The organism is Rathayibacter sp. VKM Ac-2857, from assembly GCF_013205025.1.
In the GTDB taxonomy this organism is placed as follows: Bacteria; Actinomycetota; Actinomycetes; order Actinomycetales; family Microbacteriaceae; genus Rathayibacter.
In genome coordinates this window covers 96,197-111,938 of record NZ_JABMLE010000002.1, presented here as the reverse complement: position 1 = coordinate 111,938, position 15,742 = coordinate 96,197, and the positions used below count along the sequence as shown (strand labels likewise).

The following is a 15,742-nucleotide window of genomic DNA, read 5'->3' as shown; positions in this document are numbered from 1 at the left end:
TCTCCCGGGATCAGCGCCCCAGGAACTCCAGCAGCGCCTCGGTGAAGACCTTCGGCTGCTCGATGTTCGCCGCGTGGCCGTCCTTCTCGATGACGAGGGAGTCGCCGTGCGGGGCGAGCGAGGCCGCGGCCGCCGCGTGCTCGGCCGGCCAGAACTCGCTCTCGCGCCCGGCGACGAAGAGCACCGGCACGCTCGTCCGCGCGATCACCGGCCGCCAGTCGGCCCGCGCGTGGTCGTTCAGCAGCCGCCGCTCGGTCTCGGTGAGCTCCCGGCGCTCGCCGCCGCCGAGCGCCTTCAGCAGCCGCGCGATCCGCACCGGCCCCTTCGAGGCGATGCTCCAGCGCCCCGGATCGGGGATGGTCGTCGCGAAGAGGGTGTCGCGGTTCGCCTCGGTGTAGTCGTAGAAGCCGTAGGGCCAGTCGCCGCCGTTGAGCATCCGCGGCGTCTGGTCGACGATCACGATGCGGTCGACACGGCTCGCGTCGGTGCTCTCGACGGTGCTCTCGTCGGTGCTTCCTGCCGTGCCTCCCGCGGAGCCCGCCAGGAACGCCCAGATCGAGTTGCCGCCCATCGAGCCGCCGACCAGCGCCGCGCCCTCCAGGTCCAGGTGCCGGAGCAGCTGCGCGAGATCCTCGCCGTGCCGGAGCATCGTCGCGCCGGCCTCCGTCCGCTCGGACAGCCCGTGCCCCCGCCGGTCGAACGAGATCACCCGGTAGCCGGCCTCCGCGAGCGGCCCCTGCTGCGGCTTCCAGCTCGTCGCCGGCGCCTTGAATCCGGCGATCAGCACCACCGGCCGCCCGGCCGGGTCGCCCTGCTCGGTCCAGCTCAGCCGGACCCCGTCGTCCGTGGTGAAGTCCGGCATCGTGGCCCCTCGTCGCTCTCGTCGCGACCGGGTGCGGTCGCCTCCGCCACGCTAGTCGCGCGCGCGCGTCGTCGCCCGCGGGCTTCTCTCGCGATCAGGCCTCCTCGAGCACACTCCGCACCGCGTCGTTGGCCTCGCGCCACTCCTCCGGGTCCGCTTCTTCCCAGAGCTCGGTGAGCTCGCTCCCGGGCGAGTCGGAGGCGGCCAGCGCGGCGAGGGCGAGCGCCACGAGCTCGTCGTCGGGTCGCCCGGCCCGCTGCACGAAGTGCGCGATCGTGTCGGCGTGCGGGCCGCCCTCGCGGCCGAGCCCGCGCGCGACGACCTCGGCGGCCGCGATCGCGCAGGTCGCCGCATCCGCGTCCACCTGCGTCGGCGCGACGGCGGCGTCCAGCGCCTCGCGGACGTACTGCCAGTCGCCGGCCTCGTCGAGCTCGTAGACCCAGTCGCTCGCCGTGTCGTTGCCGAACGGCTCCCCACTCCATGCACCCATGGCCCGACGCTACGCCGACCCGCACCCGGCCGCACCCGGCCGCACCGCCGAGGCACCGATCGATCCGTCGGGGAAGCACGTGCCGGAGCACGCGAGAGAGCCGTCCGCGACGGATCGAAGCGAGCGAGACAGCCCTTCGCGACGGATCGATCCGAGCGGAGGAGCGCCTCAGGCCAGCCGCTCGCTGAGCGCGACGATGACGCCCTCCGGTCCGCGGACGTACGCCATCCGCCAGGCCCCCTCGTACTCGCCGACACCGCCGACCAGTCCGTACCCGTCGGCCGCGAGCCGCTCGAGGACGGCGGAGAGGTCGTCGACGACGAAGGCCAGGCTCCGGAGCCCCGGCTCGTCAGCCTCGACGGCGGCGGGAACGGGCCGCGGTGCAGGCCGGACGAACCGCGAGAGCTCGACCGCGGTCCCGCCACCGGGTGGCCGCAGCATCACGATGTCGGTGCGGGCGTCCTGCATGCCGACCACCGTGTCGAGGAACTCGCCCTCCACGGGCGCGCGCCCTTCGAGCACGAGACCCAGCCCGACGAAGAACGCCGTCGCCGTCTCGAGATCGTGCACCGTCACTCCGACGTGGTCGAATGCGGTGATCCCCGCCATGAGCGCCTCCTCGCGTCGAGCCCAGTCAGGCAGGGCAGCGGCCCGCTGTCAACGCGCGGAGGGCCCTCGCTCGAGGAGGTGTGCGGGACGGTCGATCGACCGCACGCGAGTTCGCGGAGCGTTCATTCCCGGCGGTCCCCGCGCGTGACCCGGCTCGCCCGCACTGGGTAGGCTGTACTGCTCCGTCGTCGAGGGGGAGCGGTCGCGGAGGAACGATGGGCAAGAAGCGCAATCAGGGACGATCCGGAGGCGGGCGCTCCGGCGGCTCGGGCGGTCAGGGCGGCGGCGGCCGCACGGCCGAGACCGCACTGATGGTGCGGTTCCGCAGCTGGTACCGGTCGCACCTCGCCGACGTCGCCGTCCTGCACGAGCACCTCGACGTCGACGAGGCCGTCGAGGTCCTCACCGACCTCTTCGCCATGACCCGCGACCTGCGCCCGCGCGGCTCGTTCGCCCAGCCCGACGCCGAGCTCCTCGAGGCCGTCTTCGACCAGATCGAGGCCGACCTCTCCGGCGAGGAGAGCGAGGCAGACCTGGACGACACCCTCTTCACCGTCGCCGAGGTCGTCGAGCACTTCCTCGACTTCCTCACCAACGAGGACCTCTGGACCGGCACCGACGAGGAGCTCGACGAGTGCCAGGCCGTGCTGGACGAGGTCCTCGACCTCGCCGGCTCCTTCGTCGAGGCCGTCCTCGACGACCTGCTCGAGGTCGACGAGGTCCCGGACGCCGAGATGCTGTCCGCTGCCCGCGCCACCGCCCTCGTGCACGCCGCCGACGTCGTCGTCGAGCACCTCGCCGCCACCGACGGAGCGACGGTCTCCGAGCGCGCCGCCCGCGAGATCGTGGTCGAGGCCGGCGTCTCCTCCGCCGGCTCGTCCCCGAGCGACGACGCCGTCCGCATCCCGGTCTCGGCCTGGTGGGACGCGCTGGTCGCCTCCGACGTGCTCGACGCCGACGGCTCCACCGCGGGCCTCGGCGACGCCGCGCCGGCCTGGCGCAGCTCCGAGGCGCGCGAGGCCACGGTCGAGCGCATCGCCTACATCGCCCGCTTCATCGAGCTCTGGCTCGTCAGCGCGCAGGAGGCGCTCGCCGCCGCCGACACCGAGAACGGCGCCTTCTCGCCGCGCGAGCGCGCGATCACCACCACCGACGCCGTCCTCGCGCGGATCGCGGTCGCCTGCCAGGCGCAGATCCACGAGGGCCTCGTCGTCGGCGAGCTGGTCGACGAGCTCGCCGCCGAACTCGACGTCTCGCTCGAGGACGCCCTGGACGAGCGCGAGCGGATGGTCGGCGCGGCCGAGCGGATGCTCGACGACGCCGCCGAGCTCGGCCTGCTGCTGCACTCGCCCGAGTTCGGCTACGTGCTGCCCGAGGGCCTGCAACCGGTCCTCGCCTCGGTCGTCCGCGCGAGCATCGTGCTCCTCGGTGCCGGCGACGCGACCCGCCTCGAGATCCTCGACGAGGCGACGGAGGACACCGACTCCGCCTACGCCCTGCACGTCTCGCTGCTCGGCACCAAGCCGGTCGTCTGGCGCCGGCTCGAGCTGTCCTCGGAGTCGTCGCTGCGCGATCTGCACCTCGCCCTGCAGCTCTCGCTCGGCTGGACCGACGCGCAGCCGCACTACTTCAGCGTCGGCGTGCCCGACGAGGAGCACGCGCCGATCGGCTCGCCGGCCGACGCGGAGGAGCTCGGCTCCGACCTCGTCGACGAGGGCGGCGTCGCGCTCGCCGAGGTGCTCGAGAGCGTCGGCGACGAGCTGTTCTACGTCTACGACCTCGAGGACGAGTGGCGCCACGTCATCCGCCTCGAGTCGGTGTCGCCGCTGGGCGCCGCCCTGCCGCGCTGCACCGGCGCGCGCGGAGCCGCTCCGCTCGACGCCCCCGGCGGCCCGGCCGCCTGGGCGGACACGGTCCGCGCCGCGACGGACCCGTCGTCCGCCGACCACGCGGAGGCGCTCGACGCCCTCGGACTCGCCCCCGAGGCGACGTTCGACCCCGCGAGCGTCGACGTCGACGGCATCAACCGCTCGCTCGGCCTGCTCCGCGCAGCGGTCTGACCGCTCCGCACCGCACAGCATCAGCCGAGAGGCCCCGTCATCGCCGATCGCGGCTGACGGGGCCTCTCGGCTGATGCTGTGTCGTCAGCCGTCCGTCACGGGGTGAGCAGCAGCTTGCCGATGTGCCCGGAGGCGGTCATCCGCTCGTGCGCCCGCTCGGCCTCGGCCAGCGGGATCACCTCGTCGACCACCGGCCGCACCGTCCCGTCCGCGACGAGCGGCCAGACGCTCTTCCGCACCGCGGCGACGATCGCGCGCCGCTCCTCGAGCGGCCGGGCGCGGAGCGTCGTGGCGTGCACGGCCGCGCGCTTGCGCATCAGCGTCCCGATGTCGAGGGAGCCCTGCGTGCCGGACTGGTTGCCGATGAAGACGACGCGGCCGCCGAGCGCGAGCGCCTCGACGTCGCGGGCGAGGTAGTCGCCGCCGACCGGATCCAGGATCACGTCGACCCCGCCGTCCGTCTCAGCGGCGATCCGCTCGACGAAGTCCTGCTCGCGGTAGTCGATCAGGATGTCCGCGCCGAGCGCCCGGCAGGCGTCGAGCTTCCGCGGGCTGCCGGCCGTCACGGCGACCCGGGCGCCGATCGCCGCGGCGATCTGGATCGCCGTGGTGCCGATGCCGCTGCCTCCGCCGTGGATCAGCACGGTCTCGCCGGCGCGGAGCCCGGCGACCAGCACCAGGTTGGACCAGACGGTCGCGGTCGTCTCGGGCAGCGCCGCCGCCGAGATCAGGTCGACGCCCTCGGGGACCGGCAGCAGCAGCCCCGCGTCGACGACGACGTGCTCGGCGTAGCCTCCGCCGGAGAGGAGTGCGCAGACCTCGTCGCCCTGCGCGACCGTCGTGACGCCCTCGCCGAGACCGACGACCGTCCCGGACACCTCCATGCCGAGGATCTCCGACGCTCCGGCCGGCGGCGGATAGACGCCGGCGCGCTGCCCGAGGTCGGCGCGGTTCACGCCCGCGGCGGCCACGCGGAGCAGCACCTCACCGGGTCCGGGGGAGGGGGTGGCGGTCTCCTCGAGCACGAGGCGGGAGTCGGGGCCGGGGTTCTCGACGCGGATCGCAAGCATGCCGCGATGCTACGCCGCGGGCCTCCACGGGCGGTCCCGTCCGATCCGCAGGTGATCCGGCGCTCCGCCGGCGCCTCCGCGCGGACGAGAGCGCGCTCCCGCCGGGATCGCCTGCGGATCGCACGCCGGCCCGCCCGCACGCGTCAGGCGTGCTCCGCCAGGAACGCCAGTACCGCGTCCTTGAACGCCCGCGCCGGCACCGTGCTCGTGTGGTCGCGGCCCGGCACGCTGACGAAGCGCGCGCCCGCCTCCTCCGCCAGCCGCGCCCCGCCGGGCGCGATCGGGTCGGCCCCGCCCGTCACCATCAGCGTCGGGAGCTCGGGGTGCGCGCCGAGCTCCGGATGCGCCCCGCCGCGCACCCCGTCGGCCACCGCCACCAGGGCGGCCAGGTCGTTCCCTGCGACGCCCTCCGCCATGCCGATGAACGCGCGGGTGAACCGGTCGTCGATCTCGCCGCCGTCGGCCACCCGCGCCCTGGCCGCCGCCGCATCGAAGTGCCGCAGCGGCTCGCCCACCGTGAGCCCGCCGAGGCTGAGCGTCGCGAGCAGCTCCGGATGCTCCATCCCGAGCACCCAGCCCATCCGCGCGCCGAGCGAGTAGCCGAGGTAGTGCGGAGCGATCAGGTCGTAGGTCTCGATGACCCGCACGATGTCGGCGACCATCAGGTCGACCCCGTACGCGCCGGCGCGATGCGGCTTCTCGCTGGCGCCGTGCCCGCGCTGGTCGAGCGCGACCACCCGGTACCCGGCGCGGCTCAGCGTCCGCAGCCAGCCCGCCGTCTCCCAGTTCAGCACCGCGTTCGACGCGAACCCGTGCACCGCCAGCACGGTCGGCGCCCCCTCGTCGCCGAGCGAGTACGTCGCGATCCGCGTCCCGTCGTCGGCGACCACGGACACGGGCGGGGGGAAGGCGATCGGCGTCACCCCACCACCCTGCCATCCCGCGCCGGCGGGCCCTGTGCCCCGGCGGGATCGACATCGCGCTCGGATTCGCTGCATCGGCCCAGGTGAGAGCACTCCCGGAGATGCGTGATCGCGCGCCAAGTTCGCGCAATCGATCCTGGCGTCGTAGGCATCGTAACCATTTCAGTATGGTTCTCAGATGGGTGAGGCAGAACAGCCGAAAGAAGAGCGGAAGCGAGACCCGATATGGGGAACGCGGACACCGTGGGGATTCGTCGTGATCGCCTTCGTCGGATCGTTGTGCGGCGGCGCCATCGCCAAAGCAGTCGGAGCGATCGACCCGTGGACCGTGGTGATCAATGCCGTGGCCATCGCGATCACATATCTCGTCTGCCGTGCATTGCTCACCCTCTGGCGCAGTCAGCGCCGATGACAAGATCGAGGAAGGTACTCAATGAAGAGCATTCGAATGACCCTGACGGCGGTGGCTGTCTGCGCGACGGCCCTCAGTGGAGCGCCCTTCGCTGCGGCGTCGGCCGCGGTGGAAGCACCGGCGTTGGTGCAGTCCAGCGGACATGCCGAGATCGCGGTGAAACGCGTGACAGCCACGGGAGTGACGTTCGACGTCGGCGGCGGAGCCCTGCCCGTGAAGTCGAAAGATGGACGCATCCGAATCACTGATGGAAGTGTGACCTCGGACGCACTACCCAAGACGATCAGCGGCGCCAGTGGGCGGAGCGTGACGGGGACCTGGACGCTCGATGACTCCAACACGGTGACCTTCCACTTCTCCTCCGGGAGCAGCTCTCTCATCCCCGCGAAGGGCGCGCCGCCGCGGGCGCTCTCGAGCGACTGGGGCTCCAAGGAATGGGGTCACTGCGTGGCGGGCAATGGCATCGGTGGAGCAGCCTGGGGAGGGTTCGTCGGGGCGATCACAGGGCCCGGGGCGATCGCCGCGGCGACAGGCGGCCTTCTGGGGGGGATCGTGAGCGGCGCGTTCACCTGCTGACACCGCGGAGAGGACGCGTCGGATCTTGTTCAGCGCACCGGCCGGGAGGAGCGGACGAACGGCACCGCGATGACGAGGCGGACGCTGCGGCCGCGGCCCGAGCGGACGCCGAGCACGACGCAGAGCACGAGATTCAGAACGAAGAGGCCGAGGATGGCCGCGATGGTGAGGGTGGGCCAGCCGCCGCCGTAGGTGTCGCGGACCGAGACGAGCGCGAGGTGCAGCGGCACGAGCATCAGCTGGAGGGCGAGGTAGGTCAGCTGCCAGTTCACGGCGACGACGCCGTTGCGGTCGCTCAGAGTGCCGCCGCGACGCCGGGCACCCCAGGCCATCACCGTCGCGGTGACCGAGATCAGCGGGGAGAGGATGACGAAGCCCGCGATCGCCGACAGTCCGGCGAGCCAGATCGCGCGGGCCCCGCGGCCGTCGCGGCGGCGGCGCAGCGTCTCGTCGTCGTCCATCCGCGGCCGCTCCCTCGCGATCGTCCCGGCGCTCCGCCGGTCCCCTCAGTCTCGCACCGGCCCCCGGGAGTGAGCGGGGGGTTCCCCGTCCGGCCCGGGGGTTATCCGGATGGGGGAGGATCCGCGTCCTCCGTAGCGTGGAGGCATCGCCGGGCGCCCCGGCACCGCACCCCGCAGAAGGAGCACCGAACATGTCGAACGCCGAGACCACCCCGACCGCCGCCACCACGTCCACCCGCACCACCTCCGCCGACGAGCAGCCCACCGAGGTCTACGGCTCGACCGCCGTCCTCACCGACCCGGCCCCGGAGTCGCGGCAGCAGCAGTCCGAGCAGCAGGACCCGCCGTTCGAGCGGCCCGCCGCGCGGCACCCGGCCCCCTACGGCGTCCCGCCCATCGCCGTCGCCCCGACGCCGTCCACCCCGTTCTCGCTGACCAGCCTCATCCTCGGCGTCACCTCGGTCTTCTTCGGCCTCACCGTCATCGCGCCGGTCGCCGGCCTGATCTTCGGCATCCTGGGCCTCCGCCGCGAGCCGACCGGCCGCACGCTCGCGATCTGGGGCATCGTCCTCAACGCGGTGATGATCGGGCTCGTCGCGCTGTTCGTCGTCGCCCTGCTCTTCCTCGGCCTGCTCGTGCCGTTCGTCGCGATCGCGACCGGCACCGACGTCAACTGACCGGCTGGGCGCTCCCGCTCAGGTCAGGAACGCCCGCAGCAGCGCCGCGGAGGCGTGCACGTGCTCCGTCATCAGCCGGGCCGCCTCCGCCGCCCGCCCGGTGAGGATCGCCGTCACGAGCGCCCGGTGCTGCTCGTCCGCGTGGGTGATGTTCCGCGGCAGCAGCGGGATGTCGTCCAGCAGGGCGTTCACCCGCGTCCGGCTCTCGGCCACGAGCGGCAGCAGCGACGGGACGCCGGCCAGTTCCGCGATGGTCAGGTGCAGCCGGGAGTCGAGCCGCCGGTAGTCCTCGGGACTCGCGCCCTCGACGTCCGCGAGGGCTTGGAACAGCTGCTCCCGGTCGGCGGCGGTCAAGTCAGCTCCGGCCGCGAGCCGCGCGGCCCCCACCTCGAGGATCTCGCGCAGCCCCACCACGTCGTCGATCTCGGCCCGGTCGAAGCCGCGCCGGCCGACCGGTGCCGTCGGCAGCTCCTCCGCCACGAAGGCCCCGCCGTACCGGCCGCGCCGCACCACCAGGTACCCCGCGTCCGCGAGCGAGGCGATCGCCTCGCGCAGGGTGTCGCGTCCCACGCCGAGCTGTGCGGCGAGCTCGCGCTCGGAGGGCAGCCGCTCGCCGGGCCCCACGAGCCCGAGATTCACCGTCTGCATCAGCCGCTGCACCGTCTCCTCGAAGGCGTTGCTCCGGAGCAGCCGCCGCAGGATCGCCTCCCTGGCGCTCGCCGCCGGAGCCGCCGGGCGGCCCACCGCGTCGTCGTCCGCCCCGCCCGTCCCGGTGCTCGCGCTCACGTCGCGCTCACTCCGGGGTCACGTAGGCGGAGGAGATGCCGCCGTCGACGAGGAACGTCGACCCGGTGATGAAGGACGCGTCGTCGCTGGCGAGGAAGGCCACCGCGGCGGCGAGCTCCTCCGGCTCGGCGAAGCGCCCGACCGGGATGTGCACGAGCCGGCGCTGAGCCCGCACCGGGTCGGCCGCGAACAGCTCCTGCAGCAGCGGGGTGTTCACGGGGCCCGGGCAGAGCGCGTTCACCCGGATGCCCTGCCGCGCGAACTGCACGCCCAGCTCGCGGCTCATCGCGAGCACGCCGCCCTTCGACGCGGTGTAGCTGATCTGCGACGTCGCCGAGCCGAGCACCGCCACGAACGAGGCCGTGTTGATGATCGATCCGCGGCCCTGCTTCGTCATGTGCCGCAGCGCCGCGCGGCAGCAGAGGTAGACCGACTTCAGGTTGACGTCCTGCACGCGCTCCCACGCCGGCAGCTCGGTCGTCTCGATGGAGTCGTCGTCGGGCGGCGAGATGCCCGCGTTGTTGAAGGCGATGTCGACGGAGCCGTAGACGTCGACCGCGGCCTGGAAGAGGGCGTCGACCTCCGCCTCGCTGGTGACGTCGACCCGCACGAACATCCCGCCCAGCGCCTCGGCGACCTCGGTGCCGCGCGCGACGTCGACGTCGGCGATCACCACGCGCGCCCCCTCGCGGGCGAAGCGCGTGGCGGTGGCGAGGCCGATCCCGCTGGCGCCGCCGGTGACGACGGCGACCTTGCCGGCGAGGCGCTGCGTGAGGTCGATCGGGGTGGTGTCGAGGGGAGGGAGAGCCATGGTGCGGCCTTTCACGGGAGGGTGCGGGGGTGGGACGGGGCCGGGTCAGTCGGCCGCGAAGAAGATGTTCTTGGTCTCGGTGAAGCCGAGCGCCGCGTCAGGTCCGAGCTCGCGGCCGAGCCCGGACTGCTTGAAGCCGCCGAACGGGGTCGAGTAGCGGACCGAGGAGTGCGAGTTGATGGACAGGTTGCCGCTCTCGACCGCCCGCGACATCCGCAGCGCGCGGCCGAGGTCGCGGGTCCAGATCGAGCCGGAGAGGCCGTAGTCGGTGTCGTTGGCGAGCCGGATCGCGTCGGCCTCGTCCTCGAAGGGGAGGACGGAGACGACGGGGCCGAAGACCTCCTCGCGCCAGACCGGGTCGCCGCTCGAGGGCAGCAGCACGGTCGGCGGGAACCAGAAGCCGGGGCCGGCGGGGGCCGAGCCGCGGAACGCGACGGGTGCTGCGTCCGGGACGAAGGCGGCGACGCGCTCGTGGTGCGCGGCGGAGACCAGCGGGCCCATCTCGGTCGCCTCGTCGCGAGGGTCGCCGACGACGACGCCCTGCACGGCCGGCTCGAGCAGCTCGAGGAAGCGGTCGAGGACGCGCCGCTCGACCAGGATCCGGCTGCGGGCGCAGCAGTCCTGACCGGCGTTCTCGAAGACGCCGTAGGGGGCGGTGCTCGCGGCGCGGTCCAGGTCGGAGTCGGCGAAGACGATGTTCGCGCTCTTGCCGCCGAGCTCGAGCGTGACCCGCTTCACCTGGTCGGCGCAGCCCGCCATCACCCGCTTGCCGACGCGCGTCGATCCGGTGAAGACGACCTTGCGGACCAGCGGATGCGTCACGAAGCGCTCGCCGACGACGTCGCCCCGGCCGGGCAGCACCTGGAAGAGGCCCTCCGGCAGTCCGGACGCGAGGGCCAGCTCGGCGAGGCGGAGGCTCGTCAGCGGCGTCCACTCGGCCGGCTTCAGCACGACGGCGTTGCCCGCGGCGAGCGCCGGTGCGAAGCCCCACGAGGCGATCGTCATCGGGAAGTTCCACGGCGTGATGATGCCGACGACGCCGAGCGGCTCGTGCACCGTGACGTCCAGCCCGCCGGCGACCGGGATCTGCGCGCCGAGCAGGCGCTCCGGAGCGGCGGAGGAGTACTCGAGGACGTCGCGGACGTGCCCCGCCTCCCAGCGCGACTGCGTGATCGGGTGACCGGAGTTCCGGGTCTCGAGCTGCGCCAGCTCCTCGATCGCGCCGTCGACGGCGGCGGCGAAGCGGCGAAGGGCGCGGGCCCGGTCGAGCGGCGCCAGCGCGGCCCAGCCGCGCTGAGCTGCGGCCGCGCGCTCGATCGCGGCGTCGACGGTCGCGAGATCGGCGAGGGCGAGCTCGTCGAAGGCGGCGCCCGTCGAGGGGTCGACGAGGGTCTGCGTCGTCGTCTGCGGGGTCGGTGTCTGCGGAGTCGGCGTCTGCGGGGTCATCGGAGTGCGTCCTTCGGGGTTCTGAGGGAGGAGCCTTCTGCCGTGCCGGCGCCCGCGCGGTGCGCGAGCGCGGCGGCCACCAGGCCGGTGAAGAGGCGGGTGTCGGCGGTGTCCTCCTCCGGGTGCCACTGCACGCCGAGCGCGAAGCGGCGGCCCGGCAGCTCGAGCGCCTCGATGGTGCCGTCGGCGGTCCGCGCGGCGACCTCGAGGCCGTCCGCGACCCGGTCGACCGCCTGGTGGTGGTACACCTGCGCGACGACGGCGTCCTCGCCGAGCAGCCCGCGCAGGCGCGACTCCGGCTCGACCGCGACGTCGACGTGCGAGAACACGCCGCCGCCCGCCTGGTAGCGGCGGTCGCCGACGACGTCGGGCAGGTGCTGGTGCAGGGTGCCGCCGAGCGAGACGTTGAGCAGCTGCGCGCCGCGGCAGATGCCGAGGAACGGCAGGTCGGCCTCGAGCGCGGCGGTCATCAGGTGGTCCTCCCATGCGTCGCGCTCGGGGCGGGGCGCGTCGGTCTCGGGGTGCGCCTCCTGGCCGTAGCGGGCGGGGTCGATGTCCTTGCCGCCGCAGACGATCAGCCCGTCGAGGCGCTCGACGACGGCGCGAGCGGTCTCCGCCGAGGCGGGCTGCGGCGGCAGGAGCAGCGCCACGCCGCCGGCCCGCGTCACCGAGTCGATGTAGTTCGCGGGCAGGAAGGACGCCTCGACGTCCCAGACGCCGGAGACGGCGCGCTCGCGGTAGGTGGTGAGCCCGATGATCGGACGCGGGGCGACGGGACCCTGCTCGGAGTCCGTCCGCAGGTCAGAGCCGCTCAAAGCCGCGCACCCTCTCCCAGTCGGTGACGGCGGCGTCGTAGGCGGCGAGCTCCACCCGGGCGTTGTTCACGTAGTGGTCGACGACCTCGTCGCCGAAGGCGGCCCGCGCCAGGGCGGAGGACTCGAACAGGTCAGCGGCTTCGCGCAGCGTCGTCGGGACGCGCGGCGCTCCCGAGCCGTAGGCGTTGCCGGTGCAGACGTCCTCGAGCTCCAGCTCGTTCTCGATGCCGTGCAGCCCGGCGGCGACGAGCGCGGCGACGGCCAGGTACTGGTTGACGTCGCCTCCCGGCACGCGGTTCTCGACGCGCATCCCGGTGCCGTGGCCGACGACGCGCAGGGCGCAGGTGCGGTTGTCGAGACCCCAGGCGACGGCGGTCGGCGCGAAGGACCCGTCGACGTAGCGCTTGTACGAGTTGATGTTCGGCGCGAAGAAGAGGGTGAACTCGCGCATCGCGGCGAGCTGGCCGGCCAGGTAGTGCCGGAACAGCGCTGACATCCCGTGCTCGCTCTCCGCGTCGGCGAAGACGGGTGTGCCGTCGGTGCCGCGGAGGGAGAGGTGGATGTGGCAGGAGTTGCCCTCGCGCTCGTTGAACTTGGCCATGAAGGTCAGGCTCTTGCCGTGCTTGTCGGCGATCTCCTTCGCCCCCGACTTGTAGATCGAGTGGTTGTCGCAGGTGACGAGGGCGGCGTCGTAGCGGAAGCCGATCTCCTGCTGGCCCAGGTTGCACTCGCCCTTGATGCCCTCGCAGTACAGGCCGGCGCCCTCCATGGACACGCGGATGTCCCGCATCAGCGGCTCCATCCGGGTCGAGGCGAGCAGCGCGTAGTCGATGTTGTAGTCACTGGCCGCAGTGAGGCCGCGGTAGCCCTTCGCGAACGCCTCGCGGTAGGAGTCGTCGAACACGATGAACTCGAGCTCGGTGGCGACGAACGCCTCGAGGCCGCGCTCGGTGAGGCGGTCCAGCTGCGCGCGGAGGATCTGCCGCGGCGCCTCGCCGACCGGAGCGTCGTCGAGCCAGGTGAGGTCGGCCGTCACCAGCGCGGTCCCCGGCAGCCACGGCGCGAGACGCAGCGTCGAGAGGTCCGGGATCATCTTCATGTCGCCGTAGCCGCGCTCCCAGCTCGAGATCGCGTAGCCGGCGACGGTGTTCATCTCGACGTCCACGGCGAGCAGGTAGTTGCAGCACTCGGCGCCGTGCGCGGCGACGTCGTCCTGGAACAGCCGCGCCGAGATGCGCTTGCCGACGAGCCGGCCCTGCATGTCGGTGAAGGCGACGATCACCGTGTCGATCTCACCGGCCTCGATGAGCGCGTCGAGTCGTTCGAGGGTGAGCATGCCCCGCGCGACGACCGGATCGGCCGCACTGCGTCGATCGGCGGCACTGCTCTCGGCGCTGACAGGTGCCATGGGATGCCTCCGAGGGTCACTCCGCCGGGGGCCGGACGAGGCCGCATGGTCGGATCGAGGTCCATTGAAGCACAGCCGCTGTCGCCGGCGGAGTGACGCCGGCGCGGACGGCGCGGGACACGCGCTGACGCTCGGACCCTTCGGATCGCGCCGTTCACACCGTCGTAACGCCATCGGTCTTCCCAGCGTCCATTGAGGTCCCTATGCTCGGACCACCCGAGCCGAGGAGACCCGATGGCAGAGCAGACGAAGCAGACTCCGACGAGCAAGGGTGCGCGGCGCCCGGCGGCGTCCGGACCCGACTCCGCGAACGTCACCAGTACCGCGGGGGTGACCTATCGCGAGGCCGAGGCGGGCTACTTCGAGAAGCGGACCCTGCGCCGCTCCGCCGGCGTCTGGGGCCTGTGGGGCCTGGCGGTCGCCGCCGTCATCTCCGGCGACTTCTCGGGCTGGAACTTCGGCATCGACTTCGCCGGCTTCGGCGGGATGCTGATCGCCTTCGCCGTCCTCGTGGTGATGTACTACGGCCTGATCTTCTCGATCGGCGAGATGTCCGCCGCCATGCCGCACACCGGCGGCGCCTACTCCTTCGCCCGCTCGGCGATGGGGCCGTGGGGCGGCCTGGTGACGGGGCTGGCCGAGACCATCGAGTACGTGGCCACCACCGCCGTGGTCGTCTTCTTCTCCGCGCAGTACGCGAACGGGGTGACGAGCGAGCTGCTCGGCTTCGATCTCTCCGGCGCGATGTGGATCTGGTGGCTGGTCCTCTACATCGTCTTCGTCGCCCTGAACTCGGCGGGCGCGGCCATCTCGTTCCGCTTCGCGATCGTCGTCTCGATCGTCTCCATCGCGATCCTCCTCGCCTTCTCCGTGATGGCCCTGCTCTCGCCGGCGCTGGACTGGTCGAGCCTGTGGAACATCGCGCCGGACGCCGGTCAGACCGAGTTCCTCCCGCACGGCGTCCTGCCGATCCTCTTCGCGCTGCCGTTCGCCATGTGGTTCTTCCTCGGCATCGAGGAGCTGCCGCTCGCGGCCGAGGAGGCGCACGACCCGGTCCGCGACATCCCCCGCGCCGGCTTCTGGGCCCGCGGCACCCTGATCGTGACCGGCCTGCTCGTGCTCTTCCTCAACACGGCGCTGATCGGCTCCGAGGACATGGGCGTCTCGACCGAGCCGCTGCTCGACGGCTTCCGCGCGATGGTCGGCGACGGCGCAGCCGCTGTGCTCGCGCTCTTCGCCCTGATCGGGCTGCTCGCCTCGCTGCAGGGCATCATGTTCGCCTACGGGCGCAACATGTACTCGCTCTCGCGGGCCGGCTACTACCCGCGGGTCTTCTCACTCACCGGCAAGCGCCAGACGCCGTGGGTCGCGCTCACCGTGGGTGCCGTGATCGGCTTCGTCGCCCTCGTCGTCGTCGACGTGCTCAGCCGGCTCGACCCGGACAACGTCGGCGCCGTCGCGGGCGCGATCGTGCTGAACATCGCGGTCTGGGGTGCGGTCGTCGCCTACTTCATGCAGATGGTGTCGTTCGTGCTGCTGCGCCGCCGGTTCCCGAACGCGAGCCGTCCGTACCGCAGCCCGTGGGGCGTCCCGGGGGCGGTGATCGCGGCGCTGATCAACGTGCTGATCTTCCTCGGCTTTCTCTTCAACGACGCGTTCCAGCCGGCGATCATCGCCATCGCCGTGGTCTACGTGATCATCCTGATCGGCTTCGCGGTCTGGGGCCGGAAGCGCCTCGTCCTCTCGCCCGAGGAGCGCTACGCGCTGAGCGGCGGACTGCAGGCAGCGCCGAGCATCCCGGAGCCGGACCGCGTCGACTGAGCGCGGACCCGCGGGGCGGCGGCACCGTGTCAGGCGCCGCCGCCCCGGCTGTCGTAGGCGCGGTCGAACGCGACGGGGGAGTACCCGTCGCGCCGGACTGCGAGCGCGAGCGGAACCGCGACGGCGGTGAGGAGGACGAGGACGAGGAGCAGGGCGAGCATGGGGCATCCGATCTCGAGGTGATGCTCCGAGAGTGGCCCGGTCCACTCGGCTCTGGGGAGGAGAAGAAGGGCCACCCTGCCGGTCGCGGTCCTTCGGTGGCCGCTTCGATCGGGGTGGCCCGGTCAGTGGTGGGCCCGGGCGGCCGCCGCCGATCCGTCGGGAGATGGCGCGCTGGAGCGTGCGTCGAACGCCGCCGACCCGGCGGATCGGAGCCCCGGCGTAGGCTGGCCGGGCAGTTCGCGGACCCCCTGCAGCCTTCGGGGCCGCACGACGACAGCGACGGAGCTGACGTGACATCCGCCTCGACCACCCTCCCCGAGAGCACCGACCCCGAGAGCATCGGCTCGCGGCTC

The 15,742-nt window shown here is 72.8% G+C and carries 17 protein-coding genes; 5 read left to right on the top strand and 12 right to left on the bottom strand.

What is annotated here, in order from left to right; translation table 11 throughout:
- Positions 1 to 10 precede the first annotated feature (10 nt).
- The 3 genes from HQQ86_RS08050 to HQQ86_RS08040 all read right to left on the bottom strand — a co-directional run bounded on the left by HQQ86_RS08050 (position 11) and on the right by HQQ86_RS08040 (position 1,961).
- Positions 11 to 862 carry an alpha/beta fold hydrolase gene (locus tag HQQ86_RS08050; protein WP_173287646.1) on the bottom strand — a complete coding sequence of 284 codons (852 nt, stop codon included), beginning with the start codon at positions 860 to 862 and terminating at the stop codon, positions 11 to 13.
- A 94-nt stretch (positions 863 to 956) separates the two neighbouring features.
- Positions 957 to 1,352: a DUF4259 domain-containing protein gene (locus HQQ86_RS08045; RefSeq protein WP_173287645.1), complete on the bottom strand. Its 396-nt coding sequence runs from the start codon at positions 1,350 to 1,352 to the stop codon at positions 957 to 959.
- A 168-nt stretch (positions 1,353 to 1,520) separates the two neighbouring features.
- Positions 1,521 to 1,961, bottom strand: a complete 441-nt coding sequence (locus tag HQQ86_RS08040) for a VOC family protein (protein WP_173287644.1) — start codon at positions 1,959 to 1,961, stop codon at positions 1,521 to 1,523.
- Positions 1,962 to 2,176: 215 nt separating this feature from the next.
- Here HQQ86_RS08040 and HQQ86_RS08035 point away from each other — a divergent pair, with 215 nt between their 5' ends.
- Complete coding sequence (locus HQQ86_RS08035) at positions 2,177 to 4,021, top strand: plasmid pRiA4b ORF-3 family protein (RefSeq protein ID WP_173287643.1); 1,845 nt, start codon at positions 2,177 to 2,179, stop codon at positions 4,019 to 4,021.
- Between the two features lie 95 nt (positions 4,022 to 4,116).
- On the opposite strand, the gene HQQ86_RS08030 is transcribed toward HQQ86_RS08035, so the two are convergent.
- Together HQQ86_RS08030 and HQQ86_RS08025 are read right to left on the bottom strand one after the other, a co-directional pair.
- Positions 4,117 to 5,091, bottom strand: a complete 975-nt coding sequence (locus HQQ86_RS08030; protein WP_173287642.1) for an NAD(P)H-quinone oxidoreductase — start codon at positions 5,089 to 5,091, stop codon at positions 4,117 to 4,119.
- 143 nt (positions 5,092 to 5,234) lie between these two features.
- Positions 5,235 to 6,014: an alpha/beta fold hydrolase gene (locus tag HQQ86_RS08025; protein WP_367948589.1), complete on the bottom strand. Its 780-nt coding sequence runs from the start codon at positions 6,012 to 6,014 to the stop codon at positions 5,235 to 5,237.
- 256 nt (positions 6,015 to 6,270) lie between these two features.
- On the opposite strand from HQQ86_RS08025, the gene HQQ86_RS08020 reads away from it, so the two are divergent.
- Both HQQ86_RS08020 and HQQ86_RS08015 read left to right on the top strand, forming a co-directional pair.
- The gene (locus HQQ86_RS08020; protein WP_173287640.1) at positions 6,271 to 6,426 is read left to right on the top strand and encodes a hypothetical protein; all 156 of its coding nucleotides are present in this window, start codon (positions 6,271 to 6,273) and stop codon (positions 6,424 to 6,426) included.
- Between the two features lie 21 nt (positions 6,427 to 6,447).
- The gene (locus tag HQQ86_RS08015; RefSeq protein WP_173287639.1) at positions 6,448 to 7,002 is read left to right on the top strand and encodes a hypothetical protein; all 555 of its coding nucleotides are present in this window, start codon (positions 6,448 to 6,450) and stop codon (positions 7,000 to 7,002) included.
- A 29-nt stretch (positions 7,003 to 7,031) separates the two neighbouring features.
- On the opposite strand, the gene HQQ86_RS08010 is transcribed toward HQQ86_RS08015, so the two are convergent.
- On the bottom strand, positions 7,032 to 7,463 hold the full coding sequence (locus HQQ86_RS08010; protein WP_173287638.1) for a DUF4870 domain-containing protein: 432 nt from the start codon (positions 7,461 to 7,463) through the stop codon (positions 7,032 to 7,034).
- A 191-nt stretch (positions 7,464 to 7,654) separates the two neighbouring features.
- Between HQQ86_RS08010 and HQQ86_RS21235 the strand changes: the two genes are divergently transcribed.
- Positions 7,655 to 8,140, top strand: a complete 486-nt coding sequence (locus HQQ86_RS21235; RefSeq protein ID WP_254071978.1) for a DUF4190 domain-containing protein — start codon at positions 7,655 to 7,657, stop codon at positions 8,138 to 8,140.
- Between the two features lie 18 nt (positions 8,141 to 8,158).
- On the opposite strand, the gene HQQ86_RS08000 is transcribed toward HQQ86_RS21235, so the two are convergent.
- From HQQ86_RS08000 to HQQ86_RS07980, 5 genes are read right to left on the bottom strand one after another with little or no spacing between them, the layout of a single operon-like run.
- The gene (locus HQQ86_RS08000) at positions 8,159 to 8,926 is read right to left on the bottom strand and encodes an FCD domain-containing protein (protein ID WP_173287637.1); all 768 of its coding nucleotides are present in this window, start codon (positions 8,924 to 8,926) and stop codon (positions 8,159 to 8,161) included.
- Between the two features lie 7 nt (positions 8,927 to 8,933).
- Positions 8,934 to 9,737: a 3-oxoacyl-ACP reductase gene (locus tag HQQ86_RS07995; RefSeq protein WP_173287636.1), complete on the bottom strand. Its 804-nt coding sequence runs from the start codon at positions 9,735 to 9,737 to the stop codon at positions 8,934 to 8,936.
- A 45-nt stretch (positions 9,738 to 9,782) separates the two neighbouring features.
- A complete protein-coding gene (locus HQQ86_RS07990; protein ID WP_173287635.1) occupies positions 9,783 to 11,183 on the bottom strand; it encodes an aldehyde dehydrogenase in 1,401 nt (466 codons plus the stop codon).
- On the bottom strand, positions 11,180 to 11,998 hold the full coding sequence (locus HQQ86_RS07985) for a gamma-glutamyl-gamma-aminobutyrate hydrolase family protein (RefSeq protein ID WP_254071977.1): 819 nt from the start codon (positions 11,996 to 11,998) through the stop codon (positions 11,180 to 11,182). Before HQQ86_RS07985 ends, HQQ86_RS07990 begins: the two co-directional genes overlap by 4 nt.
- Positions 11,985 to 13,334, bottom strand: coding sequence for a glutamine synthetase family protein (locus HQQ86_RS07980; protein ID WP_173288718.1), 1,350 nt, complete (start codon positions 13,332 to 13,334; stop codon positions 11,985 to 11,987). The genes HQQ86_RS07985 and HQQ86_RS07980 overlap by 14 nt, the downstream gene beginning before the upstream one ends.
- Before the next feature lie 306 nt (positions 13,335 to 13,640).
- Here HQQ86_RS07980 and HQQ86_RS07975 point away from each other — a divergent pair, with 306 nt between their 5' ends.
- The gene (locus HQQ86_RS07975) at positions 13,641 to 15,227 is read left to right on the top strand and encodes an amino acid permease (RefSeq protein WP_173287634.1); all 1,587 of its coding nucleotides are present in this window, start codon (positions 13,641 to 13,643) and stop codon (positions 15,225 to 15,227) included.
- A gap of 29 nt (positions 15,228 to 15,256) precedes the next feature.
- Here the strand turns inward: HQQ86_RS07975 and HQQ86_RS21700 are convergent, their stop codons facing one another.
- Entirely contained in the window at positions 15,257 to 15,388 is a 132-nt protein-coding gene (locus HQQ86_RS21700; protein ID WP_301952289.1) for a hypothetical protein, read from the bottom strand.
- Positions 15,389 to 15,742 lie beyond the last annotated feature (354 nt).

Bases quoted from the DNA above. Each gene is read 5' to 3' on its own strand.
- HQQ86_RS08050 (WP_173287646.1), bottom strand. From the start codon at position 862: ATGCCGGACTTCACCACGGACGACGGGGTCCGGCTGAGCTGGACCGAG.
- HQQ86_RS08045 (WP_173287645.1), bottom strand. From the start codon at position 1,352: ATGGGTGCATGGAGTGGGGAGCCGTTCGGCAACGACACGGCGAGCGAC.
- HQQ86_RS08040 (WP_173287644.1), bottom strand. From the start codon at position 1,961: ATGGCGGGGATCACCGCATTCGACCACGTCGGAGTGACGGTGCACGAT.
- HQQ86_RS08035 (WP_173287643.1), top strand. From the start codon at position 2,177: ATGGGCAAGAAGCGCAATCAGGGACGATCCGGAGGCGGGCGCTCCGGC.
- HQQ86_RS08030 (WP_173287642.1), bottom strand. From the start codon at position 5,091: ATGCTTGCGATCCGCGTCGAGAACCCCGGCCCCGACTCCCGCCTCGTG.
- HQQ86_RS08015 (WP_173287639.1), top strand. From the start codon at position 6,448: ATGAAGAGCATTCGAATGACCCTGACGGCGGTGGCTGTCTGCGCGACG.
- HQQ86_RS08010 (WP_173287638.1), bottom strand. From the start codon at position 7,463: ATGGACGACGACGAGACGCTGCGCCGCCGCCGCGACGGCCGCGGGGCC.
- HQQ86_RS21235 (WP_254071978.1), top strand. From the start codon at position 7,655: ATGTCGAACGCCGAGACCACCCCGACCGCCGCCACCACGTCCACCCGC.
- HQQ86_RS07995 (WP_173287636.1), bottom strand. From the start codon at position 9,737: ATGGCTCTCCCTCCCCTCGACACCACCCCGATCGACCTCACGCAGCGC.
- HQQ86_RS07990 (WP_173287635.1), bottom strand. From the start codon at position 11,183: ATGACCCCGCAGACGCCGACTCCGCAGACACCGACCCCGCAGACGACG.
- HQQ86_RS07980 (WP_173288718.1), bottom strand. From the start codon at position 13,334: ATGCTCACCCTCGAACGACTCGACGCGCTCATCGAGGCCGGTGAGATC.
- HQQ86_RS07975 (WP_173287634.1), top strand. From the start codon at position 13,641: ATGGCAGAGCAGACGAAGCAGACTCCGACGAGCAAGGGTGCGCGGCGC.
- HQQ86_RS21700 (WP_301952289.1), bottom strand. From the start codon at position 15,388: ATGCTCGCCCTGCTCCTCGTCCTCGTCCTCCTCACCGCCGTCGCGGTT.